The organism is Lewinella cohaerens DSM 23179 (genome assembly GCF_000379805.1).
Taxonomy (GTDB): Bacteria; Bacteroidota; Bacteroidia; order Chitinophagales; family Saprospiraceae; genus Lewinella; species Lewinella cohaerens.
Window position 1 is genome coordinate 1 of sequence record NZ_KB903568.1, and the last position, 19,345, is coordinate 19,345.

The following is a 19,345-nucleotide window of genomic DNA, read 5'->3' on the forward strand; positions in this document are numbered from 1 at the left end:
GACCATGATTGGTTTCAACTTGCCAACAGATGAGGAAGCAACAGTAACGATCAGCGACGCAAGTGGCCGTGTACTCACAGTAGTACGTGGTGATTACGCAGCTGGTTACAACACCATCAACCTGACCAAGGAGATGATCCAAGGTGCAACAGGTGTGTTGACTTACACGGTAACTGCCGGTGAGTTCACTGCTACCAAGAAGATGATTACTGTGAAGTAATCATCACTTATGAAATTCATGTAAGGGGGATTTTGAATTCCCCCTTACTATGAGTTTTCCAATCGGAGATAACTGTAAGAACAGAGGATGAAAGGACGAGAATATGGATAAGTGATTTTTTATGTACAAAAGCCTTCATTTTCTATTGGTTATTTATAGCATAATTAGATGCAATTAGATTAATCGATTCCGTCAATGGCTGGGTACAGCATTAATACTATGACTATGAATAAATGTAAAAAGGTATACCATTTAAGTTCAAAAAAATTACGAGTAATCAAAAAGGAAGTCCCAAGAAAAGAGAAACCATCTGTTATTAAACCTATTCAAGAAAAAGAACCTTTACTTGATAAACAAGAAATACCATTACATGGAAAAGAGAAGAGTTTAATTTTGAATTGGATTAATCCTTTTTGTTAGCGTGATGAAACACCAAGAATTACCAAACGAATACCCCGTATCCTGCAACTAAAAAATAGGGGAGCTGCTGTAAAGTAAATAAATTGCAACAGCAAAATCACCCTACACATGTTGCGAAATTATTTTAAAATTGCCCTGCGGAATATCTGGAAAGCACGGATGGCATCCGGAATCAATATAATGGGCCTTGCTTTGGGCTTGGCTTGTTGTTTCCTGATTGTTATTTACGTGCAACATGAAAAAAATTACGACCAATTTCATCCCGACCTTGAACAGGTTTACCGCCTGAATTATCACATTGATATCCAGGGGCCTGCATCTTATGCGCGCACACCACCAACGGTAGCGGCCAAGCTACCGGAATATTTTCCGGAAATTGAGAAAGTGGCCCGCTTGTATCCGAGGGAAATCAGTGCTCGCGTAGTAGGGACAAATCAACAGTTGGAGGTTCAAAATGCCTTTTTTGCAGATTCGACGATTACGGAAATTTTAGGTTTCGATTTTTTGTACGGCGACCCGGTTACAGCACTTAGGGAACCCTATTCAGTCGTTGTGACAGAATCGCTGGCGAAGCGTTTGTTTGGCCGCACTGATGTGCTTAATGAACCCTTACAACTCGCAGCGGCCGATCAATTTAGAGTACGAGGTGTTGTTCGCGATTGGCCCGATCAAGCTCACTTTGATCTGGACTTACTCATCCACTACGATAACATGGTAGAGGTAGAGCCGGAAATCGCTCGCGATATTGTGAGGCAAGTGCTGGACAATAACTGGATTGCAACCCACTCCTATACCTATGTGAAACTCCGAAAAAATGCTGATACTGAGAAGGCCAATGCACGGATGAAGGATTTTATCCTTGCCAACGGCGATGAACGTTTTCGTGAAAAACAAGACTTCGCTTTATATCCAGTAAAAGATATTCATTTGAAATCGGAAGCAGGAACAGAACCCAAGCCACCGGCTGATCCTACTTTGCTACGCCTCTTTATGGCCATTGGTGTCATAACCTTACTGATTGCTGTCTTCAATTTTATTAACCTGTCTACGGCCAGCTCGCTGAGCCGGGCTCGGGAAGTAGGCATGCGCAAGGTTCTAGGTGCCCGGCGGGGAGCCTTGCTCGCTCAATTCCTGGGAGAGTCGCTTTTACTGAGTGCCTTCGCATTCGTTGTGGCCTTGGTGTTGGTCCGGTTGGCTTTACCACAATTAGCGGCACTTACGGGGTTAGCATTGAGCACCACTTGGTGGCAAGATGGCTTTCTTATGCTTAGTTTTTCACTGGTGTTTTTGCTTACGGGACTTTTAGCAGGCAGCTATCCGGCCATTTTCATGAGCGGTTTTGAACCGTTGCGCGTTTTGCAAGGCAAAGGCGGTGGGCAAACCATGGGCGGTGTAGGCTTACGCAAGGTCTTGATGACCTTACAATTTGTGATAGCAATTGCTTTTATTAGTGGTACTGCAATTGTCTTTCAACAACTGAACTTCTTGCGTAGTCAGCCGATGGGATTCCAGCAAGAAGCTGTTCTTACATTACCCTTAAACAGTCAGAATAATATAAATTCTGTTTTTCGCCCTGGTGATGCAACAATTCGCCAGCGAATGAATGCTTTTGATGAGGCATTGTTGCAACACCCTAATATTATGGCTGTCACGCAAAGCGCATCAGTGCCTGGTTTAGGTTCCGTTAGCCGAAATGTATGGACGGATAAAGTGTTGCAGGAAGACAATTTCTTTGCACCAGTACTCGCTGTCGACTATGATTTTGCAGAAACGTATGACCTGGAGGTTGTTGCTGGCCGTGAATTTGACCTTTCCTTTGGTACAGACCATATCAGCAGTTTTGTCATCAACGAGCGGGCTGCAAGTGAGCTCAACTGGGAAACACCAGAAGAGGCCCTTAACCAAAGGCTTGTAGTAGAAGGGAAAGAAGGACAGGTTGTTGGGGTGGTCGCCGATTTTCATTTTAACAGCATGCTTGCCGAAATGACTCCGCTGATCATGGACGTTAACGCTGGCGCTTTTGGCTATTTCAGTGTTCGACTACAGAATGATGATGTGGCGGGTACACTAGCCTTTATGGAAGACCAGTGGGCCAGTTTTTTTCCTGCCAAAGCCTTTGAGTACGCTTTCCTGGAAGAAACGATCAGTGATTTGTATCAGGCCCAGGATAGATTGGGGACGCTGGTAGGCTATTTTGCGTTTCTGGCCATTTTTATTTCCTGTTTTGGACTCTTTGGCTTGGCAGCATTACTGACCAAGCGCCGCTTTCGGGAAATCGGCATTCGCAAAGTTCTCGGTGCCAGAGTGGATCAAATATTAGTCTTGTTAGCCAAAGACTTTGTCTGGTTAATAGGTGTCGCTTTATTATTGGCGGTACCCTTGTGCTGGTATTTTATCAACAGTTGGATGGAAGATTTTCCTTATCGGATTAATTTCCCCTGGGGATTGCCTTTTGCAGTAGGAGTAGGGGTTCTTGCTATCGCTTTTCTGACTGTTAGTTCACAAACTATCAAAGTTGCATTATCAAATCCTGTAGAAGCGATACGGCAAGAATAAATGCTTGGTAAGCTTCTTTTTTGGTGCTCCTCTTGCGAGGTAATGTAAAAGCCTTTACTTTTGTGAGTGATTACTTACTTTTTAAGAAAACATTACATGCAAGTCGATAAGAATAAACCAGTATTGGTTACCGGAGCAACAGGTTACGTAGCAGGTTGGTTAGTAAAGCAGTTGTTGGAGGAAGGGATCACCGTTCACGCAGCGGTGCGCAACCCAGATAAAAAGGAAAAAGTAGCACACCTGGATGAGCTAGCTGCCAAATCCAAAGGGACTATTAAATACTTTAAAGCCGATTTACTAACAGAAGGTGCATATAAGGAGGCCATGACTGGCTGTGAGCTTGTTTATCATACCGCTTCTCCTTTCATACTCAAGTATGATGATCCTCAAAAAGACTTGGTAGACCCGGCGGTAAAAGGTACCCAGAATGTGCTTGAGTCAGCCAATCAGGTTGCTTCAGTAAAGCGGGTAGTGGTGACCAGTAGCTGTGCTTCCATTTATGGCGATAATATTGATCTTCAGGAAACGAAGAACGGCGTATTTACCGAGGAGGACTGGAATACCACCTCAAGTCTTACCCACCAATCTTACTCTTACTCAAAAGTGATGGCTGAGAAAGCGGCCTGGGAAATGGCTAATGCACAAGATCGTTGGGATTTGGTGGTGGTTAACCCTTCTTTGGTGATTGGCCCCGGAACGAATCCAAATGCAACATCAGCAAGTTTTGACATCGCTCGGCAGATGGGGGATGGTACGATGAAAATGGGGGCTCCTGGCTTTAATATTGGGGCTGTAGATGTAAGAGATGTTGCAGAAATACACTATCAGGCGGGTTATAACCCTAATGCGCAGGGCCGTTACATTACTTCTGCTGAGAATACTAATTTCCTTGAGTTGGCAAGCCACTTGAAGGAAGCATTTTCCGATTACCCGTTGCCTTCCCGTAAGCTACCCAAGTGGCTCATCTGGCTGACGGCACCTGCTGCTGGAATGACCAGGAAATCTGTCAGTAACAACATCGACCACCCATGGAAAGCGGATCATAGCAAAGCCAAACGAGAATTGGGTGTAAATTTCCGGCCGTTAGCTCCTGGTATGCGCGAGATGTTCCAGCAGTTGATTGATTCAGGGCAGCTTTAAGCTTAAAATCCTAGATACGCGCCCACCGTAATACTAAATCGGCTAGCCTCTGGATTGTCCAGGTAGGAGAGTCGCCATAGTGCATCGACGCGGATAACTTTGAGGATATTCTCGATGCCAATACCCGCTTCAAGGTAAGGTTTTGTTGAAGGAGAGCGGAAGCCTGTGTATAGGTCTGCTCCACTTTGAGGTTGGAAGCCATTGAGACGATTAGCCTTTTGGTTATTTTTCGACATGCTTCCAACCACAGCCTTGAAGCTGGCAACTTCCCGAAGTTTTAGCTTACGCAAAAGAGGGATATGGTTAAAGAAAAAGCCATCAAAATGGTGTTCTAAAAAAACACTGGCATAGGTATCACTGACAAATTCGTAGTTATTCATTGTATTGAATACCGAACGAGACATGAAGACGGCTTCGTTTCCGGGATGCACTTCTTGTAATAAGAAAGGCAAGGTGCCGAAGGTTTTTCCTGCCTTTATTCGATAAGAAAACCAGCCGATAGGGCTGATGTTGAACCAGTGCCTTAATCCTAGCGAAAATTTATGGTAGTTATACTGGCTTCCGAAAAAGTCTTCTAAGCCCAGGGTGTATTGCGCCTCTAAAATAGGCTTAGTGGTTCCAAGACTGACGCGGTTGAATCGTTCTCCCAGAAAAGTTTCTCCTGGAGCATAGCGGAACTTTAAAATTACTTCGGTGGTGTTTAAAGTGGTATCAACGGATTCTCCGCCAGGCTTTACGAAAGCGTAATTGAAGCCGCCTTCCTCGTTATTTCCGTAGGGATCCATCTGCCGATTCAATATCGTAACTCGATTGGATAGGCCATTGTCCCAATGTCTTTCATAAAAGACTTTTGTTTCTGATACATCGATCAGTTTTAGGTAAACATCCCGACGGAAAGAATAGGAGAACAGGTTGCCTTCCTGGAAGTCTTCGCTATTCTCACTGCTCAGGCTAATATCTTTGCGATGAGCAGCTCCAATGATGGTCCATGGGTATCGGTGAATGAGCCACATTCCCTCTAATCCATACTTCCACCTTTCGTCAAGAAAGCCATAGGCAGCATAGCCTTTTATACGTAAATTTTCACTGAGGTCATCATCACTGCGGAGACCTAACCTTAAGCGGGTACCTTCGATTGGATTTTTGCTATAAATCGAATAGTACGGCCCTACGGAAAACTTCCCCAGGTCGAAATTACCTCCGAAGACAGTGGCAAAAATTTCTCCGTAGGTTTTGAACGCAGGGACATTCTGGATACTATCAACGAGGGCATAAATAGTAGACTCGGTCTCAGAAAGGGGCTCGTGGCGGATACTTTGCCAATATTCCTCGTCGCTGTTCAGCGGAGGGGGAGGGCTTGTGCCTTTTTTCTTTTCAGGAAAATTATTTTGGATTTCACTAGGATTGAGACGATAATCACGAGAAGACTTTGTACGTCTGGCAATCATGCCGGGAGACTTCTCTGTGAGCGTAAAGTCAACAATCATTTTTTGTTTTACCGGCAACCATAAGTTTTCATGGGGCTCATATTCCTGGTAAATAATTATTCGTTTTACCAAGTTAATATTGACTTCGGGGCTCATCCTCATGTTGAGGCGCTGGATGGCAAAAGTACTGTCCGCTACCCAGAAGTCGCCGTAGAAAGTGTTCTCCTGCTTACGGCGGGGTTTGAATTTGAGTTTGTAACTCCATTGTCCACTAACAAAGGCACTGTCTAGAATGTAATACTCATAAAAACCAAGCCCTGCATCAGAAAATGGACTAATAAACCGCTTGTCAATAATGTCTATATAGTTGTTGTAAACATTGAAAGGTGTATAGACTTTTTTGACAAATTCAATAAAGGATTGGTTGTCGGTGCCTGATGCACGCTGTGCTTTAATACGCTCTGCCGATCGGCCAATCTCCTCAGAGTAATAAACATCACTTAAAGCCTCATTAATATAAATGGGCAGAAAAGGTTTTTCATCGGAGGTGCTATCAATGTTTTCAAAGACGAAATCAAAAGGATCCATCAGCTTGCTCTCCCGTAACCGTTCGGGCACTTTTTCAAAATCAAGCTCTACCTTAGTATAGTTTTCGTATTGATAAGCGGGTTGTTGTTCGAGGTTGTTAAGATCTTTATTCTGGATAATTCCTTTGACGATAGCATTTGCGGGGTTTTCTCCGGCAATCACTACTATTTCGTCGAGGGTTGTGTTGGCGCTTTCCAGGCTGAAGTTGATGGTCTGTTCCTCTTGATCTCCTGTTGTTTTAGCTAATGAGGTATATCCTATTGCTGAAGCCGTAAGGCTATCGTGAAGAACGGTTACGGGGAGTTCATAATAACCATCCACATCTGTGGAAACACCCATAGTGGTACCTGCATAGTAAACATTACAAAAAGGAATACCTTCTTTGGTATCGGCATCAATGACCCGGCCGGAGAAGAGGTATTGCGCGTGTATCTGATGTAGGCCACCGAAAAAAAACAAGAATATAGCCCCAATAGTTATGAACTTATTGAGTCGAGCGTCAGTCAATGGAAGTTGAGTTTTGATAGTTTTCACGTTTTCAAGCTGTTTTGGGGGAGTCAAGGCTTGATTTTGGTAAAGGGTACAATATACAAAAGGCAATGTAGTAGAATGCAGCGATTAATGTAGTGATGGAGGCGTTTTTATATTATTTTTAACCAAGATTGCCATCTTCATGATGATCAGCGGTGGCTTTGTCCCCTATTATAAAGACTACTTTTAACATAGAAAGGTTGATAAGACGAATGATGATCGTATTTTTTGCGTAATACTATAATGGCTTATAGCCAACCACTTTCTGTTTTTTTTACGTCTGGCTAATAAATATAATTTCACCTCATTAAACCAACAACGATGAGACAGTTGCTCCTTCTGACATTTTTGACCTCTTTTTTTCTAATGGGCTGTAATACAGAACAAGCTGAAGAAGAGGTGACGCCACCATTAAAGGACGTTTTTGTTAGGATTGAAAACGCTAGTAATTTCACCCTTGATAATATTCTAGTGAAAATCAGTGAAGATCATGATTACGGCAGCCTCAATGCCGGCGAACGGTCAGCTTATCAACAGTATAGTAAGGCTTACGAATATGCCTACATAGCACTAGAGATTGAAGGAGCACTATTTGGCATCCAACCCATCGATTATGTTGGGGAAATGGAACTGCCTGATGGGTATTACACTTATATCCTTACCATTGACGAACAGTCAAATCGATTATTGCTAACGTTTAGAGAAGATTAGCAAACCAGATTGTGATGGTTTTAATAACCAAAGTCTTATATCTTGCTTCCTGATTCCATCCATTCAATAACATTCAGATATTTCAGAAACATACGTTCACGCGGCTGAGCAGCTTTTTCCCGGAATGAACTGAGTTGCTGTTGCAGAAAGGTTTGATTGTCTTCCGGATATGTTTGTAGTAATGCCCGTAGCATTTTGTGGGTGTCTAGCTGTAGGGTAGTGGCCTTTTTTGTTTTAACCACACTTCTACCGAAAGAGATAAGCCGGTAACTCATTCGATCAAAGGCTTTGCTTTCGTAAAGGCAAAGGAGTTCTAGCAATCGAGCATTGATTTCCATGTCTTTACGCAGTATCTTGTCTCCCTGATGGAGGATGGGGTGGAGGCGTTCGAGCGCAATCTCATGTTTACCATGAGCAAAGGCTGCTGCTGCAAATTTGTAGTGAAAAAGAAGAATCCGATGGTCGTCCATAAGGTCCCGATGTTTGCTTAGGGAGTCGTATACCTTTTCACTGAATTGATAAGCTTGTTCGTAATCCTTGGTAAGAAAATAATAGTTGAGTTTGCTTAAGTTTTGATAGACAAACCGAACATGTTGACTATTGGGATTGAGTTGCTCTTCTACCTCTTCTACATAATTGTTTAGTTGTTTTAGGTACTTATAATATTGCCCGGTATCGTCCATAAGATAGAGCAGCGTCAATAAATAGTAAAGGCTACGTAAGTACAAGTCTGGGTCCTTGTATTTCATGAGTTGGTGGACCTCAAAGAGCATTACCCATTCGAGGGCATGGCTGAGGGCACCTGCAAAATCAAGCTGGATGTAGCGATACCATAAATACGATTGGTAGCGGTGTGTTTTTTCAAAGAAGGTGTCTGAGAATCGGTTATGATGGTGGTCTGGCTGCATTTTTCGCCAAGCTTGATTCAACTCTTCCACCTGCTCAGGGGAATAGGCAAAGCCATGGACAATATAATATCCATGAATCTGAATATAGAGATTGACCATTTCACTGGCCGTCTGAGTCACTCTACTACGGAGCGTTGATTCTTCCAAGAGGCGTTCCATCTTTTTCTCTACCTGTCGGGACCGAGTAATATGTCGTGATTCTATCAACTTCTGGAATTCGATAATTTCCAGATGTAAGATGTCTTGGTGGTGCTCATTGGCCGTGTCCTTAATGCGCTCCAGCAATCTGAGGCTCTCCATGTACAACCCTTTGCTGTAAAGAATACGCGCAAAGTCGAGCTGCTCTCTAATTTCAATATCAATAAGCTTGTTAATATAGGTCAGCCGCAAGCTGGTCAATAACTGCTTTAGAAGGTGTCGTTTAAGGTTTGAAAGCTTGCTCTTTGTCGTTTTACCCGGCAGTTTCTTTAATAATTGTTCGTGATCATAAGCTTCTTGCTTGTCCAGTAGGTCAAAAAGGACAATGAATTTTCGTTCCTGATCACCCATTGTACGGTTGACATAGAGACGGAAATGACGCTTCTCTGGCTTGCTCAAAGACTTTATTAATCGGAATAGCGGGTCTTTATTTGTGGTAGGCATGCCAGCTTTTTTCGTTTTGTTAGTTGGTAATCAGTTGTTTGCGTTGCGAAAGGTGGTGGTAGGGGTAACAACGGTCAGGAAACAATGATTAGGCAAAGCTTATGGCTCACCCTAGATTTGCTGTTGCAATGAGGAAATAAGGGAAAGGGTAATTGCTTCCTTCCTTTATTTCTTGTGACTAGAGCTCTGGTCAGGAATCGAATTCATATTAATTGACCACAAATCTAACAAACTGATGAAAAAAATCGAAGCTATTGTTCGTTTATCCCGCTTCGAAAGTATTCGGGATGCTCTGGCAGGAATTGGCGTCAACTTTTTTACCCTTACTGAAGTGAAAGGTTTTGGCTTGCAAAAAGGAGAGCAGCTGATGTACCGGGGCAGTGTTTATGATTCAGATTATATCGCGCGTTTGCGTATCGATATATTTTGCAATACTGAGAAAGTAGACGAAATTATTGATGCAATTGTATCGTCTGGCCGCACCGGTGAAGTCGGTGATGGAAAAATTGTTGTTATTGATTTAGAACACGTTGTGCGTATCCGCACTTTTGAAATTGGCGCCGAAGCCATTTAGTTTTCTTTTGATCCTGAGGGATCGCCCTACCCACCAACCAGATTTCTTTCAACCAATTACGAAAACCAACACGATAAAGAGTGCCGCTTTAGAAAACGGTTACTTGGTTCGTGCTTGATTAACAATCTTATAATCTTAGGGCAATCATGGAACAAGGATTATTTACTGCAAATAACGTTTGGATGCTGGTCGCAACCTGTCTGGTATTCCTGATGCACCTCGGCTTTATGACTTTAGAGGCCGGGTTTGTACAAAAAAAGAACGTCGTCAATATTATTTTTAAGAACGCAATGATTATTGCAATCGGTTTGTTGACGTACTGTGTTATAGGTTTCAATTTAATGTACCCGGGTGAAGCTTTTTCCGGTGGTTTTTTCGGTTTTGGCGGTTTTGGGCTCTCTATGCCTGAAGGAGATGCTGGAGCCATTGCTTATGCCGACGGAGGCTATACCTACTGGACGGACTTTATCTTTCAGGGGATGTTTGCAGCTACCGCTGCTACTATCGTTTCTGGTGCCGTAGCAGAACGTATTAAGCTTAACTCTTTCCTGATTTTTTCTGTAGTACTAGTTGCGCTTGCTTACCCTATCACTGGAATGTGGAAGTGGGGCGGAGGCTGGCTTGATGCTGCAGGTTTCTACGATTTTGCTGGCTCTACACTCGTACACGCTATGGGTGGTGCAGCTGCTTTAGCTGCCGTACTGGTACTTGGCCCACGCAGAGGAAAGTACACTGCTAGCGGAAAGATTAAGCCAATCCCTGGTCACAGCATGCCCCTTGCGGCAGTGGGGGTTTTCCTATTATGGTTCGGCTGGTTTGGTTTCAACGGCGGTTCTGTACTAAGTGCTGACCCCGTAGCTGTTTCTTTAGTATTTGTTACCACTGCCCTCGCTGCCTCAGCGGGTGCTGTAGGAGCGTTTATTGTATCCTACGCAATGTTCAAAACCCATGATCTTTCAATGGTACTTAATGGTATCCTGGGAGGTTTGGTCGGTATTACTGCAGGAGCAGATCAGATGGGGCCATTGGCGGCTATTTTGATTGGCTTGATCGCAGGTTGTATCATCCCTCTGTCGGTTGTATTCTTTGATCGCGTAAAGATTGATGACCCGGTAGGTGCTACTTCTGTTCACTTGGTTTGTGGTATTTGGGGGACACTGGCCGTTGGTATCTTCGGAAGTATGGCCAGCCTAAATCAGCTTTGGATTCAGCTTTACGGAGCATTGGCTGTCGTTGCCTTTACCTTTGTTTTTGCTTATGGCCTAATGTACCTCCTGAAGGTTACCATCGGTATTCGCGTAAGTGAAGAAGAAGAAATTAAAGGACTTGATGTTGAAGAACATGAAATGCACGCTTACACGGAATCAGCAGAAGAGTCTGCTTTTCAGCTGAGCGTCAAATAAATCTCGCAGAGATTCTATAAAACAACGAGTCCCCGCGGTGCGGCAACACCAACGGGGACTGTAGATAACGGTAAACCGCTAACTAACTCAACTGTAAAAGTACAGTATCAAGCTGTTTTGTTCAAGTATTCTGCTAGAATACTTGATAAAATACAGTGTGGTTTACCGTTGGCAAGATTGATTTTCCAATTCTATTTTGATCAACCAAGTAGGGAAACCTACTCAACTAATACACACTGTTATGCAAAAGTTTGTACAAATTTTCAGCTTGGCTGTATGCTTATTTTTATCATTCGGGGCAAAGGCTCAGAATGTGACAACGGGCCCTGTTTCAGCGCCAGTTGTCCTTGAAGAAGATCCTCCCGTAGAAGGAGAGGAGGAAGAAGAGGAGGAGGCAAAGTTTACACTTTCCGGTTCAGCAGATGCTTACTTTCGAGCGAGTACTGATGATCAGGCTCCAGTAACTTCGTTTGCCAACTTGCCTGGTTTCAGTTTGGGTATGTTCAATCTTATTGGCACCCACGAAGGCAAGAAAGCAGGTTTTGTAGGCGATTTGGTGTTCGGCCCACGTGGTGGCGATGCCGTATTCGCTTCCGGAGTTCCTACGATTGGTGGTGTAGCTGCTAATGCTTCCACTTTCGTAAACCAGTTGTATGTGTACTTCAATGCTAGTGATAACGTAACCCTGACTTTGGGTAACTTCAACACTTTCCTTGGGTATGAAGTGATTTCACCTGCTGGCAACTTCAATTACTCTACTTCTTACATGTTCTCCTATGGCCCATTTTCCCACACTGGTATCAAAGCAGATATCGGTTTGGGCGAAGACGTAAGCTTGATGCTGGGGGTATTTAACCCTACTGACCTGACAGAAGCGAACTACATCGGTTCTTATTCCTACGGTGCTCAGCTCGGTTACAAAGGTGTTTATCTGAACTTGCTGTATGGCGATCAGGATGGCGATGCTGAAGGTAGTGCCGGTGCACTATTTCAGGTTGACCTGACTGCCGGGTTTGATGTTACAGAAGATTTGTACGTAGGTGTTAATGCTACGATGAACTCTTATGAAGCAAGTGATGACACTGACCGCCCTGGCTTCTATGGTTTTGCTGGTTACTGCCAGTATGCACTTAGCGAAAGCTTTGCTCTAGGGTTACGTGGGGAGTACTTCGGTGAAAACAACACGGGCTACGGAATCATTGGTGCTTATGATACTGATTTGTCTGCCAGCGTAATTGACTTGACGTTATCTGGTAACATTACCATAGGTGACCTGACATTGATCCCGGAAATCCGTTTGGATGCTGCTTCTGAAGATGTATTCCTGGACGGTGACGGAAAAGCTACTTCATCATTGGCTTCTTTCGTTCTGGCCGGCGTTTATGCTTTCTAAGCAGGTTGATTGAAAATTATTTTAGGAAAACTCAGTAGTGCTGACTTGGTCAGTGAGGCAGGGTTTTCCATTCCTATTGCAGAACTATAAATTTTATTGTTAAAAATGACAAAGTTCAAATTAGAGTACATTTGGTTGGATGGATACAAGCCAACCCAGACATTACGGAGCAAAACCAAGATCATTAAGGATTTCAGCGGTAAGCTGGAAGATTGCCCAATTTGGTCATTTGATGGTAGCTCAACAGAACAAGCACCCGGTAATTCTTCCGATTGTTTGCTGAAGCCTGTCGCTATTTACCCTGATCCAGGCCGGCGTAATGCCTACCTGGTAATGACGGAAGTACTGTCGGCTGACGGTAAGGCGCACCCTAGTAACGGTAGAGCCACCATTGATGACCAAGACGATGATTTCTGGTTTGGTTTCGAGCAGGAATACTTCCTATGGGATCCTGCGACCAACAGACCATTAGGCTTTCCAGCAGAAGGTTACCCTGAACCTCAAGGACCTTATTACTGTGGTGTAGGAGCTCACCGTTCTTACGGGCGCGATATCGTCGAAGAACACATGGACCTGTGTATTGATGCTGGCCTGAACATCGAAGGTATCAACGCGGAAGTAGCTGCTGGTCAGTGGGAATTCCAAATGTTTGCCAAAGGTGCACAGGAAGCTGGTGACCAAATTTGGGTAGGCCGCTACCTTTTGGAGCGTACTGCTGAAAAATACGGTGTCGTAATCAATTGGCACTGTAAGCCTGTAAAGGGCGACTGGAACGGTTCCGGTATGCACGCTAATTTCTCGAACACAGTACTTCGTACTTGTGGTTCAGAAGAAACTTACAAGAAAATTCTTGAAGCTTTCCGTCCTGTTACAGCAGAGCATATTGCTGTGTACGGTGCGGATAACCACCTGCGCCTGACCGGGTTACACGAAACACAATCGATCGATGAATACAGCTATGGTATTTCTGATCGTGGTGCTTCTATTCGTATCCCGCCTATTACCGTTGAAAATGGTTGGAAAGGCTACGTCGAAGATCGTCGCCCTAACTCAGAAGCTGATCCTTACAAGGTAGCTGCTCGTATCATTAAAACGGTAAAATCAGCACTTTAAAATATTAAAGACGCTTTTTAAATTGGCTCTAGTTCCTGCATAGGAATTGATTATATCCCTCACTCCGACCTTGGTCGGAGTGAGATTTTGCCAATTTATGCTGAGTTTGAAAAATCCCGAATCTGCTATTTAGCAGGTTCGGGATTTTAGTTTTTTCCTGCGAGCTTGCATTATATTAGAGCAAAACTGTATCTTTAACCCGAGTATTTGAGAAACCCCTCTGAGAGATTCCCTTTAGTAGATTGAAACTTAATAACACTACTGCTTTAGTGGTACCCTATGAGTGTACTTCGCAGAAGTATGCGCAGGTTGTCTTAAACCGTAATCCCATGACTAACAACACTACTCTTTCTCAAGAGTACCAGCGACAGCTTGCTGTGGCCGGTCATTTTTCTTTTCTTCTATTTTTTCTATTGTTTTTTTCAATTCAGAAAATCAATAGTCAGGTGATATGCCCGACCATTGGTGCTATTGATGTCCCCATTGAAGCTTGTGAAGGCTTTCCTTTCAACTTGACGGCTACTGGCCTTGAAGACTTCGATGCTGCTGAAAATAACGAAACCAATTTTGAGGTTCGCTTTGTCTACCTGCCAGCAGGCTCCGTAGATGACCCTTATCTCGATGGTATAGAACTTGGCCAGGTTATCCCTGATAACGGAATTGCAGAACTCCAGGAGGTAGGTGCTCAACTAGCTGTAGGCAATTATGATGTGTATGCGCTATTGAGCCCTGACCCTGCTGATGGTGCTTGTCGCCCCTTCGCAATGGCAACCATCGGAATAATCCTCTGCGATGATTTGGGCGATTTTACCTTCATCGACTTTGATAATAATGGCTCCTTTGATGGTGATGATGTGCCTCTCCCCCAGGTGTTAGCTCGTATTTACGATGCTGATGCCGATACAGAGAGCCTCACAATGGGGCCACTTACCTCTAATGTGGATGGAAACTATTGGTATACTGCCGTACCTCCGGCTAACTATTTCTTCCTTTATGAACCGCCAGCAGGTTACTTGGCTTCAGGTACTGTGGTAAGTGGGGATAATGGTAATAAAATTGATGCTGCTGCCGGTAATGGTGCCACAAGTACCGCTGATTTTACTTTTGCGGGAACAGCGCTTGATTATACCTTCGATGCCGGCTTTATAGGCCCAGGTATGATTAGCGGAACGGTATGGCCAGATGATGATTTTGGCCTTGATTTTGATGAAGCGGGTACAGATGGTGTCGCCTTTGAATTGAGCTGGCACGGTGTGGATGGAGTGTGGGACAATGCCGATGATGTGACGCTTCAAAAATCGTCTGCAGCAGGAGGTGTTTTCGCTTTCCCCAATCTGCCTTACGGCGAATACCGCCTGAGTTTGACCAGTGTAACGGGTACCGTATTAGCCGAAGGTTATGACCTGGTTAGCCCGGCTAATAACAGCTTTGAATTCATTATTAATGGAGGCAATACGAGTTTTGCCAATAACAACTTCATCTACCAGCCCCAGTGTCTACCAAGCCCCGGTCGCTTGACAACTACAGACGAGTTGGTGATGTGTGGAAATGCTACGCTGGGAATCTACGCAGATCAGGAAATTACTGTTCGCTTAAATGATTTCGTGTCGCCACTTTCTATTGCCGATGACTATACTTATATGGTCGTTGTCGTTAATGAAGATGATGAAATTATACAGGTTCACCCAATTGCTAATCCTGTAAATAATGCTACGGTAGTTGTAGATTTAGAAGGTTTGCCTATCGGTGATTATGGTATTCATGGACTGCATTACCTGGCGACTGATTTGGATTTAATTGTTCCTTTTGATTTTGCTATTGGTGCAGATTTTAATTCAATAGTAGATCAGCTGAGTTTAGTAGATGGAAATGTAAATCCAAGTAGTGGTTTGGTTTGTGGAGATGTAAGCCTAAGTGTAAATAATTTAACTGCAAGTATGAACCCTCAGCCGCCAGTATATCTTGGCTGTTTGGGAGCTGTAAATGTAAGTTTGAATCAGGAGTGTGGAGCCACTGTTACACCACCGATGGTGTTGGTTGGTGATTGGGGGTGTTTGATTCCATCAGATTTTCAAGTAAGTATTTTTCAGGATGGTGTACTTGTCTCTGAAGATGGAACGCTAAGCGGTTGTGGTACCTATGAGTACTTTGTAGAGGTGCTGGTAGATGGCATAAGTGGCTTTCCCTGTTGGGGTTATGTGGTTGCGAGAGATGTAACTGCTCCTGTCGTCACCTGCCCGCCAAACGTAACCGGTGGCGCTAGCCCGGAAGGAATTACTGATTTCCTATGTGATGATATTGATCAAGTTGTTTTAAATACACCAGTAGCTTATATCGTTGATGGTGATGGACAAATTGTAGACATTGATCCTGCTGTAGCTGCAATTTTAGACCAAACAGGTTACCCTGTACTAGATGATGGGTGCGACTTTGTAAGGATTTATGTTTCTGACCAGGTCGTCGAGAATGGGGATTGTGGATTAACGACCATTAATCGTACCTTTTTTGCAGAAGATAAATTTGATTCTGCTTGTCAGGGGTCACCTAATTTATCTAACATTTGCACACAGGTTATAACTTTCCGAAATCCAAATTTAGGAGAGATCATTTTGCCGCCAGGAGTGGTGGAATTAGATTGTGCTGTGTTTGGTGGTGGCGCCAACCCTAGCCCGGAACAAATAAGTGAGGCATTGGGGGTGTTAGGCTTTCCCGCAGTACTCAGTTTCTTCGATGCAGACCCTTCTACACCGGAAATAGATCCCCACCTACTTGACCAAACGCATTGTAACCTCGGCGCATCTTTTGAGGATCGCCCACGAATTGAATTGTGTGGTAACACCTACACTTTTATTCGGGAATGGTACATTGTTGACAAGTGTGATCTTTCGATGATAACCGAGTTCAATCAGTTGATCAAAGTCAAAGATTATACGGACCCTACATTGGTGTTGCCTACGGTAGATTACAACAACGATGGCTTTCCTGATGTCCGCCGGTTTTCTACGGCACCCTATGCCTGTGAAGCCAATATAACGATCCCTGCACCTACCGAACTTTATGATTTTTGCTCTGGTCCTCCTTCTCTGGAGGTTACTGTTCGGGACATGGCTGGTACTTTTCTCTTTTTAGGAACCAGCGGGCAAGTATTTACGGTGCCCCCTGGAAGCTATGAGTTGGAGTACTGCGCAACCGATGAATGTAACAATGAAATATGCGAAACGATGCCCATTATCGTGCGCGACGAGATTGCCCCTTCTGTCATTTGCGATGATGAACTGAATGTGCAAATAGGAGGAGGAGATATATTGAGCGGACTGTATGGTATCGCTAGGGTATTTGCTACCAGCGTAGACGAAGGTTCTGTCGATAATTGTTCTGCAAATCTTGAGTTGGAAGTTCGCCGCAATTATTGGAATAATAATGATTGTGGGCTAAGTTCTAATCAGTATTCTCCATGGGGCGATTTTGTCGATTTCTACTGCTGTGATATCAACCGTGAAGTAACACTGGAACTGCGCGTGACCGACGAGGTTGGCAATAGCAATGAGTGTTGGCTGGTTGTTACCCCTGAAGACAAATTACGCCCATTCTGCTACTCGCCTGCACCACAAACGCTGAGTTGTGCTGAGTTGCCACTCCTTTATGAAGGGGATATTGAAGATGATTACAATGATAATTTTGCTGCTACCTCGCAGCTGATGAGTGACCTTTTTGGCGGCCCAACAGGTACAGATAATTGTGCGGTTGACACTGTCGTGGAGCGTACCCCGATGATTAATATTAATGCCTGTGGCTGGGGGACATTGACCCGCCGTTTCGAAGCTTGGCAGCTGAAGCCAGAAGGCGACCTGAATGGCAATGGCGCCATTGATGTCAATGAGGTGCTGCGGTCTACAAATGCGTGTAATCAACTGATTACCATTACCGAAACACACCAATATGTTATAGATTTTCCCGCCGATGCAGAGGCCGACTGTCTTGACCCTGAGGTTCCAGGATTGATAACCGAAACAAGTGGTTGTGACAATCTGGTGATTAACGAAGGAGAACCACAACGTTTTAGCGCAACAGGAGACGAATGTTACAAGCTGAGTATTACCTATGATGTAATCAACTGGTGTATTTGGGACGGAGAAGCTGACGCCTTTGTAGTGGCTCGTCAAACCGACACAGATAACACGGATGTAGATGCCTGCGAACGTCCCGTTGTCAGGGTGAATGACAGTGGTGCAATCATTGATCGAAATCACCCGGAGCCGGGCTGTGATTCTAGTCTGCCGAATAGTACCCCCGTGCCTTCCGTACAAAACGTAGGCCGCTGGGCTTATACGCAGTTTATCAAGGTTTATGATAGCTCGCTACCCACTTTTGAGGTAGCTGCTTATGGTGGCCCAACGATGGATTGTCCAGATCTGTTGCCAGGAGAATTCCCATCGCTGAATAACGAGACCTGTGAAAGCGAGGTTAGCTTTGCAATCACGCTTGATGACGCTTGTGAAGTATTCGACAATACCGGGAATTTAGTATTGTCAATTCCTACAGCAACCGTAGATTGGTTCGCAGTAGATGCCAATGATGACGGTCAAATTGATGTCACTGAATTTGGTGTAGAAGAAGATGTTACGGCTCAGGTTGTCAATAATGGAGACGCTACCTTTTCAATAACTTTTGATGCTCCTGTTATTTATCAATCAGAAGGGACCAATGTTTACCATACTCTCCGTCTGGAGGCCGTAGATGGCTGTGGAAACCCTGCTGTGCAGTATATCTCTTTCAAGGTGATTGACTGTAATGCGCCTACTCCAATTTGCCTGAACGGCCTAACGGCAACCTTGTCTCCTAATGATGAAGGAACTTGCGACGCCAGTATCTGGGTATCAGACTTTTTAGGAAGTCCAATTACAGATTGTAGCGAGCCTATTGGCTATGCGATTTACCGGGCTGCGGATGTACAAGCTGCAGGGCCTGATTTCGTACCTAGTCCTTTAGATACAGGCTTGGTATTGACGCTAGATGATGAAGAAACGACTGTTCTTTACATTTACGCTATTGATAGCGAAGGGAATTATGGTTTCTGTGAAACCTATATTCTGGTACAACCAGGCTTCGCTTGTCTGGCATTCGGTGCCATTGGAGGGATGATAGCAACAGAAGAACTGGAGCCCGTAGGGAATGTCCAACTGAGCCTCAGTGGTCCCATGCCGCTAACAACAATGAGCGAACCCAATGGTTCCTACCTTTTCGATAACCTGGAAGAAGATTTTGATTATACCGTTACGGCCTATCGTAATGATGACCCGCTCAACGGTGTAACGACCTTTGATATCGTACTGATTAGCAAACACATATTGGCCCTTGATCCACTTGATTCTCCTTACAAGCGTATTGCTGCGGATGTAAACCGTTCGGGATCAATTACCACCCTGGATATTATCCAATTGAGAAAGCTGATACTGAACATTTATACGGAGTTTCCAAGCAATACCAGCTGGCGCTTTATCGATCAGGATTATGTTTTTCCCCAACCTGATAATCCATGGGTTGAGTCTTTCCCAGAATTAATCAACTTGAATGATTTAATAGGAGAAGAGTTGAGTGTTGGATTTACAGGAGTGAAAATCGGTGATGTAAACGGTTCCGCAGACGGGAGTTTCTAAAAGGTTGCGCAATACCAAGTTGATCGTTTCGCGGTCTTGCTGATATTTTCTAATTTTGCAGC

General features: G+C 44.2%; 12 protein-coding genes. 10 read left to right on the forward strand and 2 right to left on the reverse strand.

Translation table 11 applies throughout. The features are described 5' to 3' along the window. The 4 genes from A3EU_RS31465 to A3EU_RS0122730 all read left to right on the forward strand — a co-directional run. On the forward strand, positions 1–220 hold a 220-nt coding region (locus A3EU_RS31465; protein ID WP_044086411.1), incomplete at its 5' end, for a T9SS type A sorting domain-containing protein. A 225-nt stretch (positions 221–445) separates the two neighbouring features. Continuing rightward, positions 446–640: a hypothetical protein gene (locus A3EU_RS0122720; RefSeq protein ID WP_156825869.1), complete on the forward strand. Its 195-nt coding sequence runs from the start codon at positions 446–448 to the stop codon at positions 638–640. A gap of 108 nt (positions 641–748) precedes the next feature. Further along, complete coding sequence (locus tag A3EU_RS0122725) at positions 749–3,196, forward strand: ABC transporter permease (RefSeq protein WP_020538505.1); 2,448 nt, start codon at positions 749–751, stop codon at positions 3,194–3,196. A gap of 96 nt (positions 3,197–3,292) precedes the next feature. Beyond that, positions 3,293–4,336: an NAD-dependent epimerase/dehydratase family protein gene (locus A3EU_RS0122730; protein ID WP_020538506.1), complete on the forward strand. Its 1,044-nt coding sequence runs from the start codon at positions 3,293–3,295 to the stop codon at positions 4,334–4,336. Positions 4,337–4,338: 2 nt separating this feature from the next. Here A3EU_RS0122730 and A3EU_RS0122735 read toward each other — a convergent pair whose 3' ends face one another. Further along, positions 4,339–6,885 carry a DUF5686 and carboxypeptidase-like regulatory domain-containing protein gene (locus A3EU_RS0122735; protein WP_169433391.1) on the reverse strand — a complete coding sequence of 849 codons (2,547 nt, stop codon included), beginning with the start codon at positions 6,883–6,885 and terminating at the stop codon, positions 4,339–4,341. A 318-nt stretch (positions 6,886–7,203) separates the two neighbouring features. Between A3EU_RS0122735 and A3EU_RS0122740 the strand changes: the two genes are divergently transcribed. Continuing rightward, positions 7,204–7,593: a hypothetical protein gene (locus A3EU_RS0122740; RefSeq protein ID WP_020538508.1), complete on the forward strand. Its 390-nt coding sequence runs from the start codon at positions 7,204–7,206 to the stop codon at positions 7,591–7,593. A gap of 35 nt (positions 7,594–7,628) precedes the next feature. On the opposite strand, the gene A3EU_RS0122745 is transcribed toward A3EU_RS0122740, so the two are convergent. Then, the gene (locus A3EU_RS0122745) at positions 7,629–9,143 is read right to left on the reverse strand and encodes a hypothetical protein (protein ID WP_020538509.1); all 1,515 of its coding nucleotides are present in this window, start codon (positions 9,141–9,143) and stop codon (positions 7,629–7,631) included. Between the two features lie 235 nt (positions 9,144–9,378). Here A3EU_RS0122745 and A3EU_RS0122750 point away from each other — a divergent pair, with 235 nt between their 5' ends. The 5 genes from A3EU_RS0122750 (at position 9,379) to A3EU_RS0122770 (ending at position 19,283) form a co-directional block, all read left to right on the forward strand. Beyond that, positions 9,379–9,717, forward strand: coding sequence for a P-II family nitrogen regulator (locus A3EU_RS0122750; protein WP_020538510.1), 339 nt, complete (start codon positions 9,379–9,381; stop codon positions 9,715–9,717). A 146-nt stretch (positions 9,718–9,863) separates the two neighbouring features. After that, the gene (locus A3EU_RS0122755) at positions 9,864–11,120 is read left to right on the forward strand and encodes an ammonium transporter (protein WP_020538511.1); all 1,257 of its coding nucleotides are present in this window, start codon (positions 9,864–9,866) and stop codon (positions 11,118–11,120) included. A gap of 241 nt (positions 11,121–11,361) precedes the next feature. Beyond that, positions 11,362–12,513, forward strand: a complete 1,152-nt coding sequence (locus A3EU_RS0122760) for an outer membrane beta-barrel protein (protein WP_020538512.1) — start codon at positions 11,362–11,364, stop codon at positions 12,511–12,513. Between the two features lie 105 nt (positions 12,514–12,618). Beyond that, the gene (locus A3EU_RS0122765; RefSeq protein ID WP_020538513.1) at positions 12,619–13,626 is read left to right on the forward strand and encodes a glutamine synthetase beta-grasp domain-containing protein; all 1,008 of its coding nucleotides are present in this window, start codon (positions 12,619–12,621) and stop codon (positions 13,624–13,626) included. Between the two features lie 329 nt (positions 13,627–13,955). Next, on the forward strand, positions 13,956–19,283 hold the full coding sequence (locus A3EU_RS0122770) for an SdrD B-like domain-containing protein (RefSeq protein ID WP_020538514.1): 5,328 nt from the start codon (positions 13,956–13,958) through the stop codon (positions 19,281–19,283). Positions 19,284–19,345: the final 62 nt, after the last annotated feature.